This window comes from Actinokineospora globicatena, from assembly GCF_024171945.1.
Lineage (GTDB): Bacteria > Actinomycetota > Actinomycetes > Mycobacteriales > Pseudonocardiaceae > Actinokineospora > Actinokineospora globicatena.
In genome coordinates this window covers 1,363,658-1,384,461 of sequence record NZ_JAMTCR010000002.1, presented here as the reverse complement: position 1 = coordinate 1,384,461, position 20,804 = coordinate 1,363,658, and the positions used below count along the sequence as shown (strand labels likewise).

Genomic DNA, 20,804 nt, shown 5'->3' with positions numbered 1-20,804 from the left:
CGCGGTGGTTGGCGTAGCAGAAGGCCGCCGTCACCTGGGGGAGTGACGGCGGCCTTGGGAACAAGTCCGTGGGGGCTAGCTGGGCTTGTTGATCTGCTTGTTCGACGAGCTGACGTTGTTCGACCAGGCGGCGATGGTGGCGCCCTTGTCGATGAGGGCTTCGCCCCAGCCGCCTGCTGTGGTGCCGAACTTGTTGTCGGTGATGACGGCCGCGCGGGCGGAGGCGCCCACTCGCATGATGTAGCCGCCGCCTGCGAGGTAGTTGCCGACGATCTGGAGGCCGGTGGTCTGGCCCGAGTCGCCCTCCATGATGAACACCGCGGCGTTCTGGTGGGTGCCGTCGTAGGCCTTGCCGTCGGCGCTGATGTCGATGCGGTTGAACCGGATCACCGTGTTCGGGCCGCCGTAGGACTGGATGCCGTCGTTGTGCGTGTTGTTCGGGTAGGCACCGGCGCGGAGCAGGTCGTGGATGTAGTTCTGCTCAATGGTGCTGTTGCCGGGGCCGTTCTGGATGCCGTCCGGCGTGCCCGAGATGTCGCAGCGCTGGACGGTGACCGTGGCGTCGCCGTGGATGGCGCCGTTGCCCCACTGCGGGCCCGGCCACTGGTCGTCCTTGTACGTGATCGTCGTGTCGCTCACGTTGATGTGGCCGCTGTTGCCCAGCAGGGGCGCCCAGCTGTTGTGGTTGCCCTCGATGACCGAGTTCTTGATGGTCAGCGTGCCCTTGCCGTTGTACTCGATGCCGCCCTTGACGTAGACGTTCTCGAGGGTGACGTTGCCGCTGAAGCGCAGCGCGCCGGAGTTCCACGTGGTGCCGGGTGGGGCGGAGCCGGGGCCGTCGACGACCTTGAGCTTCGCCCGGTCACCCTTGAACCCGACCTGGCCCGGCTGGGGCGCCGCGCCGTTGGGCGGTGGCGTGCCCGGCTGCGGGGCCGTCGGCTTGGGGGTGGATGGCTTGAGGGTCGACGAGGCGGTCGGTGAGCCGCTCGACACCGTCGTGGTGGACGGTGGAGCACTCGTCGTCGTCGTCTCGGTCGAGGTCGGCGCGGAGGTCGGCGCCGGGATGGTCGAACTCGTCGGGATGGTCGGTACGGGCGGAGCGGGCTTCCCGGCCACGGGCTTGCACCCTGATGCCAGGACCAGCGCCCCCAGGGCCAGTCCGGTCGTGAGGGCGATGTCGCGCGCCCGTCTGAGACCGTGCCGCTTGCCTAACTCCGCAGACGTGTGATGTCGAGCGGACATGAGATCCTTCCGGTTGGCAACAAGTCGCCCCCGTTACAGGACAAGGGTTTCACCCCGGGACAACGGTGTCCCGGAGCCGCTGGAACTCTAGGCACATCGCTCGCCAGATCACAATGGAGTCACGAAGCGGCGGCCATCTTGATTACCAAGCGTGGGATCCGTCACTCGTCCGAGCGAGGCGACGCTGCGTAACGATTCCGCCTGGTACGCGATGCCTGCACCGAGCACATCCGCTCACCCATCACCAGGCAGCCGGGAGCTGGGATGCGCACGAGCGCCCGTCCGACACCCGCCCCGGAACGGCTCGACGCCGCCGACGGGGCCAGCACGCGAGTACCCGTGTGGCTCACCGCCACGGCGGTGGCCTGCGTACTCGCGGTCATCCGGATCGCGGTGGTCGCGTTCACCCCGTACTCGACCTCGGTCGGGCTCTTCGACGACGACGCCTTCTACTACTTCGGCGTAGCCGGACATATCGCCGCGGGCGACGGTTCGACCTTCAACGGGCTCGACCCGACCAACGGATATCACCCTCTGTGGCTGTTGATCCTCGTTCCGGTGTTTTCCATCACGAACGGTAAGGCCGCGTTGGTTGCTGTGACGCTGGTCTCATCGGTCCTGGCCATTGCGTCCGGACGGCAGATCGACCGGATCGGGCAGTTCACCGGCCGTCCGGTCGTGGTCACGCTCTGCGCTGCCCCCCTCCTGGTGGTGGGCGCGGCGGGTCCCTCGTTCTGGTACTCCGGCATGGAGACCGGGCTGCTGCTGTTCGCCCTGCTCTGGCTCGCCGCGACCTACCTGCGCACCGACGGCTTCACCGCGCCCGACTTCGGCGCGGCCGCCGCCCGCAAGGTCGGCGTCCTGGTCGCCATCGCCGTGCTCGCCCGGCTCGACACCGTCTTCCCGATGGCCGTGCTCGCCGTCGTCGCCGTGGTCGCCTGGACCCGCGCTGGCAAGCCGTGGCTGCGGCTGGGCCTGTGGATGGCCGCCGCACCGGCCGCCGCCCTGGTGGCCTACCTCCTGGTCAACCAGGCCCTGTTCCACACCCCGCTGCCGGTGTCCGGGCAGGCCAAAGCGATCGGCGGTGGCGGGTTCAACGCCGACACCATCGGCCAGTTCCTCACCTCCCCCGTGCTGTTCGGCCAGTCCACCTACCTCGGCGCCATCGGGATCGTGGTGGTCGTGGGCGCGCTGGTGGCCAGGGCGACCGGCGGGTTGGGGCTCTCGGCCCGGTTCGGCGCGGTCATCCTGGCGGGTGGCGCGCTCACCGTCGGTTACTACGCGTTCACCTCCTCTTGGCAGTTGTGGCCCTGGTACTTCTCCTCCGCGCCACTGGCCGTCGCGCTCGCCGGACCGGCCCTTGTGGACAAATGGGCGAATTGGGTCCCCGCGCGCAAGTACGCCGCGCTCGCCGTCGTGCTCGTGGTCGTCGCGGCCGTGGGCGCCAACGCGGTCCGCTCGGGCAAGGGCGGCGTGGCCCGCTCCGCGTTCATCGAGGCGGGACCGGCCGTCGCCGCGCAGATCGACGCGCTCGCCCCGGCGGGCGAGCCCATCGCGATGGGTGACCGGGCGGGCAGCGTGGGCTACCACCTGCACCGACCGGTGGTCCACTTGGAAGGGTTGGTCAACTCGGCCGACTACCTCGACGCCCTCAAGAACGGCACCGTGCACCAGTTCCTCGCCAGCCGAGGGGTCGCCCTCTACGCGCGGGGCGACAGCGATCCGGGCACACCGGACGAGAAGAACCCGGGCTGCGTGCGGTTCGTCGAGCCGCAGCAGGGCGGCGGGACCAAAGTCGACATCGTCGTCTGCGATAAAGACCTGCTGCTTACAACCCCGGTGGCAGACGGTACGTCCTACCGGGTGTGGAGGTACGAGGTGAACCTGAACCGGTAGATCGGGCGTTTAGACCGATCAGCCGAGCAGGTGCGCGCGTAGCATCACATGGAGTAACGACTTTCTTCGCTTAGCGATGAACCTACAAGTAGGCGACCGGACCGGTAGCTCGTGTCACGTCGTGTGTTGGGGCGCAGATGATGGATTTCTTCAAGACACTGCTGCTGCTGTTGAAGCGGTGGTACATCGCGCTCCCGGTGTTCGCCGTGACCATCGGCGCCGCCGGGGGCGCTTACGTGGCGATCCCGCTGCACTACGAGTCGGTCGGCACGATGGTCCTCACCTCGCCCGCGGGCGGGGCGACCAGCGTCACCGACAAGGTCCCCGGCCAGACGAACCCGCTGCTGGCGTTCGAGACCAGCCTGACCATCTCGGCCGCGATCGTCATCCAGAGCATCAACACCCCCGAGGTCGTCAAGTCGCTCGGCGGTGACTCGCCGGACCACAAGTTCGTGCTGACCGGCGGCGGCGACGGTGGCCCGTTCATCACCGTCAAGACCGAGAGCGCCTCGGAGCCCGGTGCCCGCGAGCTGGCGGTGAAGGTCCTCGACCGGGTGAAGGCGGAGCTGGCGAAGCGGCAGCAGGCGCTCAACGCGCCGCCGAGCACGTTCATCGGCGTCGACGACGTCGTCCCGCCGACCAAGCCGGAGCCGCTGCGCGGCGGCAAGCTGCGCGGCGCGGCGGTCGCCTTGGTACTCGGCCTGATCGCGAGCCTCACCGTCGTCTACTTCCTGGAGACCCGCAAGGAGCGCAAGCGCCTGAAGGAGAACCCGGACGAGGACGACCTGGACGACTACGACGACCTCGACGACGTGGACGACCGCGCGGAGCCGTCCCGACCGGCCCCCCGGGACCCGGAGCCGCCCCGGCAGAACCTGCCGCCCGTGACGCGCACCCCGCAGCCGCTGGGGCAGTCGTCGTCCGAGCGGACCCAGATGCTGCGACCGGCCCAGGTGGAGCCGGGGAACAAGAGCAACCCCAACGGTCGGCCGGCCAACGGCGCTCCCAAGCCCCCCGCCACCGGCACCAAGAGCGGGCAGTTGACGCCGCCCGCGCCCGGTAGCGCGCTCAACCGCCGCCCAGGACAGGGCAACCGGTCGCCTGAGGAGTACCGCGAGCCTCCGACCGTCCGCGTCAAGCCTGCCCAGGCGCCGCAAGAACCGCGTGGCTGACCGTGGCGGGCGAGCAGCTGCCTGACCAGACCGGCGGCAAAGCGCGCTTCGACGGCGCCACGATCGCCTGCGTGTACGCGCTGGCGATGACCGTCATCCCGGCGGCCCTGGTGATCAAGGGCCTGCCGATGTCGCTCACCCCCGGGGTGGCCATCGGCCTGCTCATGGGCGTGCTGTGGTTCCTGGCGCAGATGGTCAGCACGCTGGGCGTGGCCAAGGGCCGCAACGCCGCCCGCACCGCGCTGTTCCTGTTCGTCTGCTCCCAGCTGGCGACCTACGGCTACGCCACCTACGGCTACCTGCCCGGCGACGAGCTGGCGGCGGCCGACCGGACGCTGATCACGGTGATGGCCGTGGTCGCGGTCGGCATCGCGGTCACCGACGGCGTGCGCGGGCTGGCCAGGATCGACCGGGTGCTCAAGGCGATGATCGTCGGCGCCACCTTCATGGCGTTCGTCGGCATCCTGCAGTTCATGGCCGCGCTCGACCTCACGCAGTACCTGATGCTGCCCGGCCTGCGCGCCAACGGCTCCATGTCCTACGTGCTGGAGCGCTCCAACTTCCGCCGCCCCGCAGGGACCTCCGGCCACCCGATCGAGTTCGGCGTGGTCTGCGCGATGACCGTGCCGCTCGCCCTGCACTACGCGCTGCGCGGCCTGGACCACGGCGGCCAGACGAAGCGGTGGTGGTTGTGCCTGGCGATCCTGGCGGTCGCCTCGATGCAGTCGCTGTCGCGGTCGGCGATCCTCGGCCTGGCCATCGCGGCGATCTTCATCATCCCGGCGATGGCGCCCAAGCGCCGGGTCAAGGCCCTGTGGGGGATGCTCGGCTTCCTCATCGCGATGCGGTTGATGGTGCCCGGTCTCGTCGGCACCCTGCTGAGCCTGTTCACCAGCATCAGCGTCGACCCGAGCGCCGAGAGCCGCCGCCGCGCGGTCGAGCGGGCGGGCAAGGAGATCCCCGAGCACCTGTTCCTCGGGCGCGGTCTCGGCACGTACCTGCCGGAGAAGTACGGCTGGCTGGACAACCAGTACCTGGGCACGCTGGTGCAGAACGGCGCCATCGGCCTGGCCCTGCTGATCTTCCTGTACCTGGCCGCGATGTACTGCGCGTTCCGGGCGCGGCTGGCGAGCAAGGACCCGCGGATCAAGGACCTCGGCGTCACGCTCGCCGCGTGCATCGCGGTCCCGAGCATCTCCTCGGCGACCTTCGACCTGATCGGTTTCGCGGTCGCCACCGGCTACACCTTCCTGCTGATCGGGATCGCGGGAGCGCTGTGGCGGACGGTGCAGGAGCAACCAGGTGGGATTCCGCCACTGTTGACCCCACCGGCGCAACGCCCGGGGCGGTTGCGACGACGACATCACCGGGACGGGCCGACCACCCGGTCGAGACCTGATCGTCCCCGCACTCGACCTGACCAGAGACCTGAGGTGTCCGCGTGACCGGTGACGCCCCCAAGGCGCCGCAACAGCCTCCGACCGCCAGCGAGTCAGACCTACCGGCGGCCAGAGCGGTGGCGACCGAGTTGGGACCGGCGGCACCCCCGCTCGCCAGCGAACCCGCGCTCGCCGAACCGACCGTCGGCACCAAGGTCGGCCGGGGCATCCTGTGGAGCCTGCTCAACACCGTGGTCCTGCGGATGGGCATCTTCATGGCCGGGATCGTGATGGCCCGGTTGCTGACCACCGCAGACTACGGCGTGTTCGCGATCGCGGTGACCGCGCTGACCGTGCTGCAGGCGTTCAACGAGCTGGGCGTGAGCCTGGCCGTGGTGCGCTGGGAGCGCGACGTGCGCGAGTTCGCGCCGACCGCGATGACCATCGCCGTGCTCAACTCGCTGCTGATCTACGGGCTGCTGTTCCTGCTGGCGCCCTGGTACTGCGACCTGATGGGCAACCCGGAAGCGGTGCCCGTGGTCAACATCCTGTGCCTGGCGGTGGTGATCGACGGCATCGCGATCGTGCCCGCGACCGTCCTCAACCGCGAGTTCCTGCAGCGCACCCGGTTCTTCTGCGACGCGGCGTCGTTCGTCGTGGTCACCACGCTGACCATCACCCTCGGCGCGTCCGGCGCGGGCCCGATGAGCTTCTCGATCGGGCAGGTCGCGGGCGCGCTGGTGTCGATGAGCTGCTACCTGTGGCTGTGCCCGGTGCGCGTGCGGCCGGGCTGGGACCCGGTGGTGGCCAGGCAGCTGATCCAGTTCGGGTTGCCGCTGGCCGCCGCGAGCCTGCTGACGCTGTCGGTGACCCAGGTCGACAAGCTGGTCGTCGGCGGCATGCTGGACGCGGCGGCGCTCGGCCTGTACCTGATGGTGTTCAACCAGTCGAGCCTGCCGCTGCAGATCTTCTCCGAGGCCGCGCGGCGGGTGTCGCTGGCCGGGTTCTCCCGGATGGCCGACGACAAGCGGCAACTGGAGCAGGCGCTGGCCCGCGGTGTCGGGTTGATGATGGCCGCCGCGCTGCCGGTGTGCGCGCTGCTGGCCTGCTACGCGGCGCCGATGCTGCAGATCATCTACGGCGCCAAGTGGGTGCCCGGCGCGGTGGCGCTGCAGTTCCTGGCGATCCTCGGCCTGGCCCGGATCCTGCTGTTCATCGGCTACGACCTGATGGTCGCCCTCGACGGCAACCGGGTGCTGATCGGCCTGCAGGGCCTGTGGTTGGGCACGGTCGTCCCGGCGCTGTTCCTCGGCACCCACCTCGACGGCATCCGCGGCGCGGCCATCGCCCAGGCGGCGGTGGCGGTGCTGATCGTGCTGCCCGCCTTCGCCTTCATGGTGGCGCGGCGCGGGATCCGGCTGGCGCCGTCGCTGCGGGCGTGCGTGCGACCACTGGTCGGCGGCGTGCTGCTGGTCGGGTCCGCGGTGGTCGTGCGCGAGACCTTCTCGAACGTGTGGGCCCAGATGTTGATCGGCGGCCTGGTGGCCGCACTCGTCTACCTCCCGGTGGTGTACCCGATGCGCAAGATGCTCCCCGGCCGCTCGGGGGTGGCCGCGTGACCGCCCCCCTCAAGGACCGCAACGGCGTGTCCGCCACGGTCCGCCGCGCCCTCCGCGACACCTTCGGGCTGTGGCCGATGCACGAGGCCAAGACGAAGGTCCAACTGGGACGCCGGGTGCCCGCGCTGCGCAAGTTCGAGGACGGCGAGGTGGCGCGGCTGCGCTCGGCCGTCGGCGAGCGGCCGGAAACCCTGGTGGCCACCGTGATGCCGACCTACAAGCGGCCCAAGCTGCTGCCGCTCGCGGTCGAGTCGGCGCTGGCGCAGACCGTCGACGACCAGGTCGTGATCGTGGTCGACGACGGCGCGGGCCTGCCCACGCTGCCGTCGGACCCCCGGTTGGTCGCGGTGAGCCTGTCGCGGAACTCCGCAGTGCTCGGCCTGGTGCGCAACGTCGGCATCCGGCTGACCCGCTCGAAGTACCTGGCCTTCCTCGACGACGACAACACCTGGCGCGAGGACCACCTCGAGCAGACCCTCGCCGCGCTGCACCGCGGCGCCGACCTGGTGTACTCCGCCGTCGAGCGGCGCAGGGCCGACGGGACGGTGCTCGACGTGCTGTCCGAGGAGTTCGACCGCCGCACCATGGTCGACGACTCGCCGTACGTCGACTCGAACTCCATCGTCCTGCGCCGCGGCGACGACGTGCTGTTCAGCCGGATCCCGCGGGTGAAGAAGACGCTGCCCAAGGAGGACTGGGAGTTCGTGCACCGGATGGCACGCACCCGGGTCGTGCAGCACGTCCCGGAGCCGACGGTGCGGTACCTGGTCAACGAGGACAGCTACTACACGGCCTGGACGCCGGAAGCCCCCGCCTGACCGGCGGGGGCTTCCTGGCCCGCTAGCTCAAGGTGAACTTGGTGCCCGTGGCGAGCGCAGCCAGCTCACTGGCGGTGAAGGGGTAGTCGGCGAGGGGTTGGATCTGGGGCATGATCGACTTGCTCTGGGTCACGGTGACCACGACGCCGTCGGGGTGCTGGTAGACCGCCCATTGGTCGGGGCGGCCGACGCCGGTGTAGACCGCGACGTGCTTGCCGCCGACCTCGATGGTCTTGCACTCGGCGGGCGGGCGGGACTCCTCGGTGCCGCACCCGACCGCGCCTTGTCCGAAGTGGACACTGGCGGCCACGATCCGGCCCCACCGGCCGTCGCCCTTGCCGACGGTGATGTACCCCAGGTACTCCCAGACCTCGGCGTGGTCGTCGACGACCTGGGCCTGGTGGTCGCGCGCCGGGAGGCTGTCGGGGTTGTCGAACTGCTCCGGCGCGGTGTAGCCGGGCGGGACGACCTCCAGGACGCGGGTGAGCAGCACCTTGCTCCGGTCGTCCTGCGGGCCGCTGGTCTCGGTGCGGTCGGACTGGCCGGAGGGGAACGTCGGCTTCGTCTCGGTCGCCGTCGGGTCCGGGCTGCCGGTCTGGCTCTGCGTGGGGTGCCGGGTGCTGCCGACGGCGACGGAGTCGGCGACACCGCCACCCAGCACGGGCAGGGCGAAGGCACCCGCGGCGACCACGACCACGGCGGCGGCCGAGGCGAAGCCCGCGAGCTTCGCCCGGTGCGCCCGCTTGGCCTGGCGCGCGTCGTGCAGCACCCGCTCGCCGTCCATCTCGGGCGGCGTCGGGGTCGAGTTCATGGCTTCGGTGAACGCGGAACGCAAGGAGTGCTCGTCCATTGGTCCTTCTTCAGAGGGTCGCGGTGGGGGCGGGGAGCAGACCGCGCAGGTTGACGAGCCCCCGAGCGGCCTGGCTCTTCACCGTGCCCTCGGAACAGCCCATGACCCGCGCGGTCTCCTCCAGCGAGAGGTCTTCCCAGTACCGCAGGACCAGTGCGGCACGCTGCCGGGCGGGCACCCTGGCCAGTGCCCGCAACAGGACAACCCGGTCCTCCACGCTCCCGCCGCTCGGCGAGGCGTGGTCACCGGGGTCCTCCGTCACCGTTTCCCGTTTGAAGAACCCGCGCCGGGTCTCGTCGAGAAACGTCCTGACCAGGATCTGCCTGGTGTAACCGTCGAGCTTCCCGCGCTCGGCGACCCTGTCCCAGACCCGGTAGAGCTTGACGAACGCGGTCTGCACCAGGTCCTCCGCCCGGTGCCAATCGCCGCACAGCAAGTACGCCGTGCCGCGCATGCTCGTCGACCTCGCCCCGAAGTACTCAGCGAAGTCGCGATCCCGATCGCTCATCGAACCCCCTGGCCAGCCTGTAGCTACCCACTACACACGCCCGCTACCGACACGGGGGTTGCACCCGTTCTCCCCCGAGTGTGCGGGACTAGTCCTGGTCGGGGGGCAGGTTCAGCAGGACGTGCACGTCGCTGGTCGCGTTGACGGCCAACATCGCGACACGGGAGATGTCGTCGACGCGGACGGACAACACCGGGGTCTCACCCGGCTTGCCGAAGGTCAGCTCGATGTCGTGCGGGTTCCGCACCACGTAGTCCATGGCGTAGGCGCCGTTGAAGGCGTACTTGGCGGTCTTGGTGATGTCCACGGGCGACTCCTTGGCTTCGGCGCCCCGACTACAAAGGGTGACAGAGCGGGGTGTAAACACAAGCATGCAGGAGCTTGGCTGGGTACGCAACCCTGCATAATCAAGTGATGCGTTTGCTGGGTGTGGGAGGAGTGCGGAAAGATTGGACCCCGTGGCACAGCGCAAGACGACACCCACGGTCCGGCTCCGCCGCCTGGCCGCCGAACTCCGGCGGCTGCGCGGCGAGGCCGGGATGACCAGGGAAGAGGTGTCGGAGCAGACCGGGATCAACAGCGTCACCCTGTACCGGATCGAGTCGGCCAAGGCCCGACCCCAGGGCCGGACACTGGCGGCGATGTTGAGCCTGTACGAGGTGGACGCGGAGCTGCGCCCGCAGCTCGTGGCGCTGTCGAAGGACGCCGCGAAGCAGGGTTGGCTCCAGCCGTTCCACAGCGACTTGCCCGACGAGTACACGGCCCTGATCAGCTTCGAATCCGAGGCGAAGACGATCCGGAACTACGAATCGCTGTTCATCCCCGGTCTGGTGCAAACCGAGGACTATGCCCGGGCGGTGATCCGCGGCGTCCTGCCGCAGTACAGCGAGCAGGACATCGAGGCGCGAGTTCAGGCACGGCTGTCACGGCAGACGCTGTTGAGCAAGGAGAAGCCGCCGAGCTTCTGGGCGATCGTTGACGAGGCAGCCTTGCACCGCATGGTCGGCGGTCGCGGCACGATGGAAGGCCAATACCAGCGGCTGCTGGATGCGGCGGCATGCCCTGAGGTGACGCTACAGGTCGTGCCGTTCGGGGCAGGCGCCCATCCAGGCATGCCAGGGTCGTTCATCCACCTGACCTTCCCTGACCTGATGGACACAGACCTGGTCTACATCGACAGCATGGCGGGCGATCTCTTCTTGGAGTCAGAGAAGGATGTACACCGCTACGAGTTCATCTTCGATCACCTGCGGGCAGTTGCGATGAGTCCCGCAGACTCATCGCAACTGCTGAAAGAACTCGCACAGCAACTGAAGTAGGAGACAATGATGGCCAAGCTAGACCTTTCCCGGGCGGTGTGGCGCAAGAGCAGTGCCAGCAGCGGCAACGGTGCGTGTGTGGAGGTGGCGTTCGCCGCCGAGCGGGTGGCGGTGCGGGATTCCAAGAACCCCACCGGCCCCATCGTGGTCCTGCCCGCGCGGAGCCTGACCGCGCTGCTGGCTTCCTTGGCCTAGAAACCAGAACAGGGCGGCCCGTGGGCCGCCCTGTCGTCGGGCTCTAGATCCCCTCGCGCTGCCACTTGAGGATTCGGGCGTGTTGGCGGATGCGACGCGCCGGGGCGGTGAGGACCAGGGGGGACAGGGCCCGGGCTCGCTTGGGGCCCAGGCGCTTGCGGAGTTGGAAGGTGTGCCACTCCGGGAGGTTCTCGATGTCGCCGTGGGACTCGCGGGCGAAGTCGACGAGTTCGTCGACGGGGTCCGTGTCGCTGCGGCCCTTGTCGAAGGCGCGGCCCGCGCGGCGGAGGGCGTCTCGGGCCAGGACGCGGCGAACGGCGCGGTCCATGTCGAGGCGGTCGGGGAGGTTGTTGTCGGTGCGGGAGGTGATGGCCGTGTATGCGGCCAGCCGCTGGCGGAGGTCGTTGACGACCGAGGCGTAGTACGCCGCCGACATGTTGTTGCCGTGGACCCGGTAGTAGGCCTGGTCGACGCCCTTGAGGTACCCCACGTCCGCGTGCAGGGCGAAGCGCATCCACATCTCGATGTCGCCGGTGTGGCGCAGTTCCGGGTCGTAGCCACCCAGCTTCTTCTGCAGGGTGGTGCGGACCACCACCTCCGGGGAGGTGATGCACCCCTCACCGAGGGCGAAGCGGCGGCGGAGCCAGGACGGTCCGTTGTAGACGGTCCAGCCCTGGTCCTCCGTGCGCGCCTGCGGCAGCGGGGTGCTGCCGTCCCAGTGCAGGGGGCGGCCGTAGACGAAGCCGACCTCCGGGTGCGCGTCGAGCAGGCGTGCGGCCCGCAAGAGCGCACCCGGGGTCAGTGCGTCGTCGGCGGACAGTAGAGCGCAGTAGTCCGCGCTCGCCCAGTCCATGAGGCCCTCGTTGTACGTGGCGATGTGGCCCTTGTTCCGCTCGTGCTCCAGAACACTCACCCGGCTGTCCTGTGCGGACAGTTCGCGGGCCACATCGGCACTGCCGTCACCGGAGCAGTCGTCGATCACGAGCACCCGGACGTCCACGCCCGGCTGGTCGAGAACACTGCGCACGGCGGTCGGCAGGACCGACCCGTACTTGTAGCACGGGATCACCACGTCAACGCTGGCCACTTGGCTAGCTCCCTAGTACTAGGACGGAGTAGTCGCGAACACTGCGTCGACCCAGTAGTTGGTTCCGTTACCGGAGCCGTTCGGGAACAGGCCTCCACTGCCGTAACGGTAGACGCCGTTGGGCGCTGCCTCCGTGCTCGCGGGCCCGGTGAGCGGCCCGTTCGTCCGGTCGGTGGTGAAGTACTGCGTGGTGTAGCCGTAGTTGCCCGCCGAGCCCCAGTAGGAGACCACGTACGTGGTACCCGCCGTCACCTGGACCGGCGTGCTGAACGTCAGGGTCTGCCACCCGCTGCTCGTCTCGCCGGTGAAGGTGCCGGTCGCCAACTGGGCGCCAGCGTTGGTCCACAGCGTTCCGGTGTGCGTACCCGCGTCACCCGCGGGCTTGTAGAACCGGACGCCGCGGATGTAGCCGTTCTGGCTCGGCGTGATCCGCATGCCCAGCTCGACCGTGGAGTCCACCGCGGTGTGCGCGGGGGCGTCGGTCGGGCGGAACAGGCTGCACGGGCACTGCCCGGCGGCACCGGTCGTGAAGTTCCACGTGAACGGCGCTGCCATCTGGTTGCCCCACGAGTCAGCCGCCTGGACGCTGACCGTGTACTGCGCGGTGCCGACGAGCACGTCGGTCGAGGCGAACGTGACGCTCCGGTTGTCCGCGGCGATCTGGGTGGTGCCCGGGACCGCGGTGCCGTTGCGGGTCACGCTGAACTGCAGCGTGGCCGGGTTGATCGGCTCGGAGAAGTTCGCCGTGACACCGGTGCCGGTGGACACGCCGGTCGCGTTGGCCGCTGGGCTGGTCGAGCTCACCGACGGCGGGGTGTTGTCCGCCCCGAAGGTGTCGATGACCGGGTCGACCCAGTAGTTGTTCGCGTTGTAGGTGCTGTTCGGGAAGCCACCGCCGTAGACGTACACGCCGTTGCCGTTCGCGGCCGGGGAGCTCGGCGCGGTGAGCACACCGCGTCCAGCGCCCTGGTTGGCGAAGTAGCCGTGGTCGACCGAGTAGTGCCCGGTGGGCGCCCGGTACGAGGCGACGTAGGTCTGGCCCGCCTGGATCTGCACCGGCTCGGCGAAGGTCAGCGTCTGCCAACCGGTCGCCGTCTCGTTGGTGAACGTGCCGGTGGCGATGCGCTGCCCGCCGGTCGTCCAGATCGAGCCGGTGTGCGTGCCGACGTTGTTGAAGTTCTTGTAGAACCGCACGCCGGTGACCTTGGCGCTGGCACCCACGGTGAACTTCACGCCCAGCTCGACGTCACTGGCGTCACCCGCGTCCGGCGTGGCCGGGGTCCGGGAACCGAACAGGTTGCACGGGCACGGCTGCAGCGTGGTGCCGGTGGTGAAGCTCCACGTCTTGACGGCGGCGAGCGCGTTGCCGTAGCCGTCGGTGGCGTTGAGCGACACGTTGTGCACCGTGTTCGCGGGCAGCAGGTCGGTCGGGCTGAAGGTGACCTTCTTGTCGTCCACGCTGACGGTGCCCGGGACCGGGTTGCCGTTGGCCTGGACGGTGAACTGCACGCTGCTCGGGTCGACGGCCTCGTTGAAGGTCGCCGAGACGCTGCCGTCGCGGTAGGCGCCGGTGGCACCCGAGGTCGGGGCGGTCGAGCTGACCACCGGCGCGGTGTTGTCCGCGCCGTCGGTCGTGATGACCACGTCGACCCAGTAGTTGCCGCCGTTGTACGAGCTGTTCGGGAAGCCCGAGCCGTACTTGAACACGCCGTTGCCGCCGGTGGTGTTGCCGGTGGCGGGCGCCGTCAGCGGGACGATGCCCGCACCCTTGGTGTTGAAGAACCCGGGGTCGACCGAGTAGTGGCCGTTGGGCGCGCTGTAGGACACGACGTAGGTCTGCCCGGCGCGGATCTGCTGCGGGGTGCCGAAGGTCAGTGTCTGCCAACCGGTGGCCGACTCACCCGAGAAGGTGCCGGTAGCCAGTTGCTGGCCCGCCGAGGTCCACAGGCTGCCGGTGTGGGAGCCGGTGTTGGTGGCCGCCTTGTAGAAGCGGACACCGGTGACCGTGGCGTTGACCGAGGTCGTGAACTTGGTGCCGACCTCGATGGCCGCGGCGTCGCCGCCGTCGACCGTGCTCGGGGTCTGGGTGCCGAAGATGGTGCACGGGCACTGCTGCGCGCCGACGGTCACGTTCCTGCTGACGGTGGCGCCGAGGGTGGCGCCGTCGTCGGAGGCGCGGACCTTGACCGTGGCCGCCCCGAGCGTGCTCGGGGTCCAGGCGTAGGACCAGTTGTCCAGGCCGGTCGCCCGGTGGTAGGTGGTGCCGCCGTCGACGGAGACCTCCACGGAGCCGACCTTGCCGCCGCCCGCGTCGACCGCGGTACCGGTGATGGTGCGCGGCGTGCCCGCGGGCACGGTCGAGCCCTCGGTCAGCGAGGTGATGGTGACGGTCGGGCCGACGGTGTCGGTCGACTTGGTCGCCAGGCTCAGGCCCGCCATCAGCGTCTTGGGCTGCGCGCTCATGTCAGCGAGCAGGTTGACCGTCGCCTGCTGCATGGCCAGGCTGGTCGGCGCGGTCGGCGGGGCACCGGCCGGGAAGGTGTGGTCGGAGTCGAGACCCCAGGACCACTGCACCGTCGCGGCGGAGAACACCAGCGCCTTGCTGGTCTGGTCCCGGTACAGCGTCATCTTGTGGTTCGCGGGACCGCCGCCGTAGAGGTGGCCGTAGTCGAGCAGCAACTGGCCGTCGTCGACGGTGACCGTGGTGTCCGAGAGCGGGATCGAGCCCGCGGGGCGGTACCCGTTGTCCGGGTCGCCGTCCCACTCGTAGCCCAGGGTGCCCTGCGGCAGCGTGGTGGTCGTGGTCGCCGAGGCGATCGACGTACCGCGCCAGAACCGGTTGCGGCCGAACGACGCCGGGACCTGGATGGAGTCCGCGCGGTAGCCGTTGACGTTGAACAGGGTGCCGACGAGCGCGTTCTCCGGGCGGCCGCCGTCGCTGGGCGGGGACTGGCGCGGGTCGCGCCAGGTACCGGTCCACAGCGGGCTCGGGTCGATCTTCGCGCCGCCGACGGCCTTGGTCTCCTTGTAGCAGGCCATCGTGCGCAGCGCGGTGTTCGACGAGTCGATCGAGTTCTCGAACCGGGTCTTCCAGAACATGGTGTTGCCGGTCGAGAAGAACAGGTTCACACCCGCGGCCTTGGCCGACTCGATACCCGTGCGCTGGATGGCGTTGACGTACTCGTCGTGGCCCGAGGAGATGTACACCTTGTGGTTCTTGAGCAGGTTCGGGTTGCGCGTGATGTCGACGCCGGTGAGGTAGCTGACGTCATAACCGTTGCGCTCGAGGAACCTGATCATCGGGTACTCGGCGTTGAGGAAGTTCGACGTGCCCGCGTTGCGGTACGGCCGGTTGTAGCTGACCTTGAACGCACGGCCGTCCGGCGAGCCGGAGAAACCACCCTCGTACAGGTTGTACTGGTTGGTGTCCTTGTCGCCGTACTTGTTGTAGGCCTGCCACGTCTGGTCGGAGGTCTGCACGACGATGTCGGAGGTCGACGAGTCGTTGCGCACGACGAACGGGTACTGCGAGGCACCGTTGCCGTCGTTGCGGATGAAGTTCGCGACGTAGAACCCGGGGACCTGGGTGCTCGGCACGTACCAGGACGCGGAGACACCCCAGTTCCCGCAGTCGACCATGCCGGTCGTGGTCTGGTACAGGCAGTCCGGCTGGTTCTGCGGCAGGTGCGCGGTGGGGGCCAGCGTCTGCTGGAGCCTGCCGCCGGTGCCGCCGTAGTAGCCGAGGCGCACGATGTCGATCTGGTAGTTCGTGCTGGGAGTCTTGATCTTGAAATCGAGCCGCTCGCCGGGCTGGATGCTCGCGGCGGTCGCGTAGCCCTCGATGTCGCCGTACGGGCTCTCGACGAACCAGTCGCCGCGCTCCGTTCCCGGCTTCGAGTTCTCACAGACGATTGGGTTAACGGGCGCGTCACACGGACCGGCGGCAGCCGGTGACGCAACGAGCACGGGGAGTCCGACAACGACAAGTGATACTGCGAGAGCAGTGCGTAAACCACGCCCTGCCCGCCCCCGAGCGCGTGCGGCCAGCTTCGCACGGTCCATCCGAGCCTCCACGGTGAGTAACCGCTGTTAGGTAAAATCTGAACTTGGCACCGAATAGGGGACGCGCGACAGGGCACACGGTTCCTATTTACCTGCACATCGTCACATACGATGACACCGTTACCCCCATCTGGGGTAGAGCTGGTCAATGTCCAGCCAGCAACCGGGTGTTCACCGTCCAGAGTGGATCTGTGGCTGCGGGTGAGGCACCGCCCGCTCCCAGCCAACTCGCAGTGTCCTTTGGGGAATCCCTTACCTGCTCGGGGGTCCCGGCGGTCGATCGGCACCGCACGACAATCACCTGATCGGCGCACAGGAAGGTGCCGGGCAACAGGCCCGGAAACCCGAATGGCCGCCGATGGTGATCGGCGGCCATTGGGTGAAACGTGAAAACTCAGGCCCGGGTCAGCCCATTGCCCGTCCCGGCGGTGCGGAAGTCGAGCCCGCACTCGGCGCAATGCAGATCTTCGTCGAGCCGCGCTGCGCATTCGCAAACCCAGCCCTTGCGCACCGCGGGGTTGCCCACGACAAAGGCGTGCGGCTCCACGTCCTTGGTCACGACCGCGCCCGCGCCGGCGAAAGCGAACGCGCCGATCTCGGTCCCGCAGACCACCACGGTGCCGGCGCCAAGGGTCGCGTTGTGCCTGACAACGGTGGAAATCAGCTGGTCAGGACCCTTGCGGATGTGCGCGCGGGGCCGGAAGTCATTGGTGAACAGCACATTGGGGCCGAGGAAGACCTCGTCCTCACAGGTCACCCCGCCGAACACCAGCGTGCCGTTCTTGACCGTCACGCGGTCGCCAAGAACGGCGCCCGTCTCGACGAACGCCCCGTCGCAGATGTTGCAGTCCTTGCCGACGCGCGCGCCAGGCAGGACGTGCGCGAAGGCCCAGACGCGGGTCCCCGCGCCGACCTCGTCGCTCTCGCACAGTCCACGTTCGTGGACGAACACGCTCGATGACACGGTCGTCACCGGACCGCCTCGGTGAGCACGGACACAACCCGCTCCTGCTGCGCCTCGGTGATCTCCGGGAACAGCGGCAGGGACAGGATCTCGGCGCCGAGCCGCTCGCTGGCCGGGAACGCGCCCTCGCCGAGCCCCAGGTCGGCGAACGCGCCCGTCAGGTGCACCGGCGTGGGGTAGTGGATGCCCGCGCCGATGCCCTCGGCGTGCAGCTTGCCCAGCACGGCGTCGCGGTTGGCGACCCGGACCACGTACAGGTGCCACACCGGCACGTTGCCCTCGGCGACGACCGGGGTCGTCACACCGTCCACCTCGGACAGCAACGCGGTGTAGCGGTCCGCGGCGACCCGGCGGGCGGCGTTCCAGCCAGCGAGCCTGCGCAGCTTCGCCGACAGGACGACGGCCTGCAGGGTGTCGAGCCGGGAGTTGAAGCCCAGGACGGGGTGCTCGTACTTGCGCGGCGAGCCGTGCGCGCCCAGCAGCCGGACCCGCTCGGCCAGGTCGGCCCGCGAGGTGGTGACCGCGCCCGCGTCGCCGTAGGCGCCGAGGTTCTTGCCCGGGTAGAAGCTGGTGGCGGCGATGTCGCCGAACGAGCCCGCGGTCTGGCCATGGCGGGTGGCGCCCTGCGACTGGGCGGCGTCCTCGACGATGGCGACGTTGGTCGGCAGCACCGCGCGCAGCTTCTCGATCGGCGCGACCTGGCCGTAGAGGTCGACCGGCAGGACCGCGCGGGTGCGGGTGGTCACGGCGGCCGCGGCGGCGTCGACGTCGATCAGGGCGGTGTCGAGGTCGCAGTCCACCAGCACCGGGGTCGCCCCGGTCCGGGCGACGGCCTCGGCGGTGGCGATGAAGGTGTTGGCCGGGACGATGCACTCGTCGCCAGCGCCGATCGACAGCGCGCGCAGCGCCAGCTCCAGCGCGTCGGTGCCGTTGCCGAGGCCGATGCAGTGCTCGACCCCGGCGAACGCGGCGTACTCGCCCTCGAACGCGGTGACCTGCGGGCCGCCGACGAACGCGGTCTTGGCGAGCACGGCCGCCCAGCCCGCGGCCACCTCGTCCGCCACGGCGGCGTGCTGGGCGGCCAGGTCGACCAGGGGGATTGGGCCGGTCATGGTGAGCTCTCCTCAGGTGCGAAAGGGTGTTTGGTCGATCAAGCCGCGGCCGGGCAGCCGAACGGGGTGGGTCAGGGCGGTCGGGGCGGTCAGGACGGGATGAGCGGCTTGGCCGGTACCCCGACCCAGGTCTCGCCGTCCGGCACGTCGGCCAGCACGACGGCGCCCATGCCGATCACGGCGCGGGAGCCGATGCGGACGCCCTGGCGGACGAGGGACCCCGCCCCCAGGTAGGCCGACTCGGCGACCACCACACCGCCCGCGAGCGTGGCCCGCCCGGCGCAGGTGGCGAAGTCGCCGACTAAGTCGTCGTGGGTGAACAGCACGTGCGGCATGGCGAGCACGTGCGCGCCGACCCGCTGCGGCGCGGTGATGACGGCCCCGGCGAGCAGCACGGTGCCCGCACCGAGCTCCACGCCGTGTGCGACCGAGGCCGCCGGGTGGACCAAGGTGGCGTAGCGCTCGGCGGGCAGGTCGAGCCTGCGGACCACGTTCGCCCGCCCCTCCGGCCGACCCGGCGAGGCGACGCACACCAGCACCTGGTCGTCGGTGTGCTCGTGCACCAGGTCGGACGGGCCGAGCACCGGCACACCGTCCACATCGGAGCCGTGCCGAGCCGGGTCGTCGTCGAGCAGGCCGCGGACGGTGAACTCGCCGGGCACCGCGCGCGCGGCGGCCAGCACCTCCCTGGCCAGACCACCGGCGCCGACGAGCAGGAGCGACTGGCTCATGCCCCGACCTGGGACGCCTTGGCGAACTCGCGGTGCCAGACCTCCAGCGACAGCAGCGTCCACAGCCGGGGCTGCTCGTTGCGGGTGCCCGCGTGGTGCTCGTCGAGCAGCTTGCGCACCGCGGTCGGGTCGAGCACGTCGGCGACGAACGACGACGGGCCGGTGAGCAGGTCGTTGGCCATGTCGCGCAGGCCGTCGCGGAACCAGGCGTCCAGCGGGACCTTGAAGCCGGACTTGGCGCGGTCGACGACGTCGCCGGGCAGGTGCGCCCTGGCGACCTCCTTGACCACCCACTTGGTCACGCCGTTGCGGACCTTGACCGAGCTGGGCAGCGAGAACGCCAGCTCGACCAGCCGGTGGTCCAGGAACGGCGGGCGCAGCTCCAGCGAGGCGGCCATCGACATCCGGTCGCCGCGCTCGAGCAGGTTGTCGGCCAGCCAGGCGTGCGAGTCGGCGTAGAGCATCCGGCTCAGCGCGTCGCCGCGACCGCGCTGGTACGGGGCGATGGCGCTGCGCACGGCGGGACCGCCGAGCAGGCCGTCGCGCTCCCGCTCGGTGAACGGGGCGAACCAGCCGCGCATGCGCTCGGCGGAACTGCCCTCGCCCATCGCCCGCACGGCAACACCCAGCCGCGACCGGGACGCGGGCAGCGCCCGCTCCAGCCGGGGCAGGATCCGACCGCGCAGCGCCTCCGGCACCAGACCGGCCCAGCGGGTGGCCTGGGCGAAGCGGTACTTGGGGTAGCCGCCGAACAGCTCATCGCTGCCCTCGCCGGACAGCACGACCTTGACCTGGGTGCGGGCCAGCTCCGCCAGCTTGAACACGGCCACGTCGGCCGGTTCGGACAGGGGGGCGTCGCGGTGCCAGCTGAGCTTGTGCCAGTTGTCCTTGAAGTCCTCGGCGCTGACGATCACCTCGTGGTGCTCGCTGCCGACGATGTCGGCGACCTTGCGCGCCCAGCCCAGCTCGTCGACCCGGGGGTCGCCGAACCCGGCGGAGAACGTGTGCAGGCCATCGCCCTGCTTGGCCTTGGCGGTCAGCGCCGAGATCAGGCTGGAGTCGATGCCGCCGGAGAGGTAGGCGCCCACCGGCACGTCGGCGACCAGCGCGTCCGCGATGGACGCGTCGAGCGCGTCGGCGACCAGCCGGACGGCGGCCTCCGGGGTGACGTCGCGGTGCGCGGCGTCGGCCGGGATCTGCCAGTACGCGCGCAGCCGGACCTGCCCGTCGCGGCCCAGGGTCAGCCGGTGGCCCTGCGGGACCTTCCGGACGCCGTCGACCAGGGTGTACGGGGCGGGCACCGACCGGTGCGCCAGGTAGTCGTGCAGGCTGGCCACGTCGACGCCGCGCTGCCCGATCGCCGGGAGCAGGGCCTTGATCTCCGAGGCGAAGGCGAAGATCTCGTTGTCGATGTAGTAGTACAGCGGCAGGATGCCGAGCCGGTCGCGCACCAGGTGCAGCTCGCCGGTGTCGGCGTCGTTGATCGCGTAGGCGAACTGGCCGCGCAGCTTGGTGACGCTGTCGACGCCGTGCTTGTCGTAGAGCGCGAGCAGGGTCTCGGTGTCACCGCTGGTGCGGAACGGGTAGTCCAGCTGGTCGCGCAGCTGCCGGTAGTTGAGGATCTCGCCGTTGAAGGCGATCACCTTGCGCCGGTCCGGGGTGAGCATCGGCTGCACCGAGGCACCCAGGTCGATGATGGAGAGCCGGGTGTGCGCGAAGCCGGTCGGCCCCTCGATCCAGGTCCCCGCGTCGTCCGGGCCGCGGTGGTGCAGCCGTCTGGCCATCTCGACCAGCACGGCCGGGTCGACCGGCGCCCCGTCGAGCCTGCGCACTCCGGCGATTCCGCACAT

The 20,804-nt window shown here is 69.8% G+C and carries 17 protein-coding genes; 7 read left to right on the top strand and 10 right to left on the bottom strand.

What is annotated here, in order from left to right; translation table 11 throughout:
- Window positions 1-75 precede the first annotated feature (75 nt).
- Window positions 76-1,242 (bottom strand): right-handed parallel beta-helix repeat-containing protein, encoded by a 1,167-nt coding sequence (locus tag LV79_RS06630; RefSeq protein ID WP_253833100.1) that lies wholly within the window; start codon window positions 1,240-1,242, stop codon window positions 76-78.
- A 264-nt stretch (window positions 1,243-1,506) separates the two neighbouring features.
- Between LV79_RS06630 and LV79_RS06625 the strand changes: the two genes are divergently transcribed.
- The 5 genes from LV79_RS06625 (at window position 1,507) to LV79_RS06605 (ending at window position 8,126) form a co-directional block, all read left to right on the top strand.
- Entirely contained in the window at window positions 1,507-3,138 is a 1,632-nt protein-coding gene (locus tag LV79_RS06625) for a hypothetical protein (protein ID WP_253833092.1), read from the top strand.
- A gap of 140 nt (window positions 3,139-3,278) precedes the next feature.
- Complete coding sequence (locus LV79_RS06620) at window positions 3,279-4,310, top strand: YveK family protein (RefSeq protein ID WP_253833090.1); 1,032 nt, start codon at window positions 3,279-3,281, stop codon at window positions 4,308-4,310.
- Window positions 4,311-4,312: 2 nt separating this feature from the next.
- On the top strand, window positions 4,313-5,755 hold the full coding sequence (locus tag LV79_RS06615) for an O-antigen ligase family protein (RefSeq protein WP_253833088.1): 1,443 nt from the start codon (window positions 4,313-4,315) through the stop codon (window positions 5,753-5,755).
- Window positions 5,752-7,308 (top strand): oligosaccharide flippase family protein, encoded by a 1,557-nt coding sequence (locus tag LV79_RS06610; RefSeq protein WP_253833086.1) that lies wholly within the window; start codon window positions 5,752-5,754, stop codon window positions 7,306-7,308. The genes LV79_RS06615 and LV79_RS06610 overlap by 4 nt, the downstream gene beginning before the upstream one ends.
- The gene (locus tag LV79_RS06605; protein WP_253833084.1) at window positions 7,305-8,126 is read left to right on the top strand and encodes a glycosyltransferase family 2 protein; all 822 of its coding nucleotides are present in this window, start codon (window positions 7,305-7,307) and stop codon (window positions 8,124-8,126) included. The genes LV79_RS06610 and LV79_RS06605 overlap by 4 nt, the downstream gene beginning before the upstream one ends.
- A gap of 22 nt (window positions 8,127-8,148) precedes the next feature.
- On the opposite strand, the gene LV79_RS06600 is transcribed toward LV79_RS06605, so the two are convergent.
- The 3 genes from LV79_RS06600 to LV79_RS06590 all read right to left on the bottom strand — a co-directional run bounded on the left by LV79_RS06600 (window position 8,149) and on the right by LV79_RS06590 (window position 9,791).
- Window positions 8,149-8,976 carry a hypothetical protein gene (locus tag LV79_RS06600; protein WP_253833082.1) on the bottom strand — a complete coding sequence of 276 codons (828 nt, stop codon included), beginning with the start codon at window positions 8,974-8,976 and terminating at the stop codon, window positions 8,149-8,151.
- 10 nt (window positions 8,977-8,986) lie between these two features.
- Window positions 8,987-9,484 carry a SigE family RNA polymerase sigma factor gene (locus tag LV79_RS06595; RefSeq protein WP_253833080.1) on the bottom strand — a complete coding sequence of 166 codons (498 nt, stop codon included), beginning with the start codon at window positions 9,482-9,484 and terminating at the stop codon, window positions 8,987-8,989.
- A gap of 88 nt (window positions 9,485-9,572) precedes the next feature.
- Window positions 9,573-9,791, bottom strand: a complete 219-nt coding sequence (locus LV79_RS06590) for a hypothetical protein (RefSeq protein WP_253833077.1) — start codon at window positions 9,789-9,791, stop codon at window positions 9,573-9,575.
- A gap of 151 nt (window positions 9,792-9,942) precedes the next feature.
- Here LV79_RS06590 and LV79_RS06585 point away from each other — a divergent pair, with 151 nt between their 5' ends.
- Together LV79_RS06585 and LV79_RS06580 are read left to right on the top strand one after the other, a co-directional pair.
- Window positions 9,943-10,803, top strand: coding sequence for a helix-turn-helix domain-containing protein (locus LV79_RS06585; RefSeq protein WP_253833075.1), 861 nt, complete (start codon window positions 9,943-9,945; stop codon window positions 10,801-10,803).
- 9 nt (window positions 10,804-10,812) lie between these two features.
- Entirely contained in the window at window positions 10,813-10,998 is a 186-nt protein-coding gene (locus LV79_RS06580; protein ID WP_372495273.1) for a DUF397 domain-containing protein, read from the top strand.
- Window positions 10,999-11,041: 43 nt separating this feature from the next.
- On the opposite strand, the gene LV79_RS06575 is transcribed toward LV79_RS06580, so the two are convergent.
- The 6 genes from LV79_RS06575 to asnB all read right to left on the bottom strand — a co-directional run bounded on the left by LV79_RS06575 (window position 11,042) and on the right by asnB (window position 20,804).
- Window positions 11,042-12,085, bottom strand: coding sequence for a glycosyltransferase family 2 protein (locus LV79_RS06575; RefSeq protein WP_253833066.1), 1,044 nt, complete (start codon window positions 12,083-12,085; stop codon window positions 11,042-11,044).
- An 18-nt stretch (window positions 12,086-12,103) separates the two neighbouring features.
- Complete coding sequence (locus LV79_RS34350) at window positions 12,104-16,051, bottom strand: DUF4082 domain-containing protein (RefSeq protein ID WP_253833065.1); 3,948 nt, start codon at window positions 16,049-16,051, stop codon at window positions 12,104-12,106.
- 490 nt (window positions 16,052-16,541) lie between these two features.
- Window positions 16,542-17,120 carry an acyltransferase gene (locus LV79_RS06565; RefSeq protein WP_253833063.1) on the bottom strand — a complete coding sequence of 193 codons (579 nt, stop codon included), beginning with the start codon at window positions 17,118-17,120 and terminating at the stop codon, window positions 16,542-16,544.
- Window positions 17,117-18,223 (bottom strand): DegT/DnrJ/EryC1/StrS family aminotransferase, encoded by a 1,107-nt coding sequence (locus LV79_RS06560; RefSeq protein WP_253833061.1) that lies wholly within the window; start codon window positions 18,221-18,223, stop codon window positions 17,117-17,119. The genes LV79_RS06565 and LV79_RS06560 overlap by 4 nt, the downstream gene beginning before the upstream one ends.
- 89 nt (window positions 18,224-18,312) lie before the next feature.
- The gene (locus tag LV79_RS06555; RefSeq protein WP_253833059.1) at window positions 18,313-18,954 is read right to left on the bottom strand and encodes an acetyltransferase; all 642 of its coding nucleotides are present in this window, start codon (window positions 18,952-18,954) and stop codon (window positions 18,313-18,315) included.
- Entirely contained in the window at window positions 18,951-20,804 is a 1,854-nt protein-coding gene (asnB, locus tag LV79_RS06550; protein WP_253833057.1) for an asparagine synthase (glutamine-hydrolyzing), read from the bottom strand. The genes LV79_RS06555 and asnB overlap by 4 nt, the downstream gene beginning before the upstream one ends.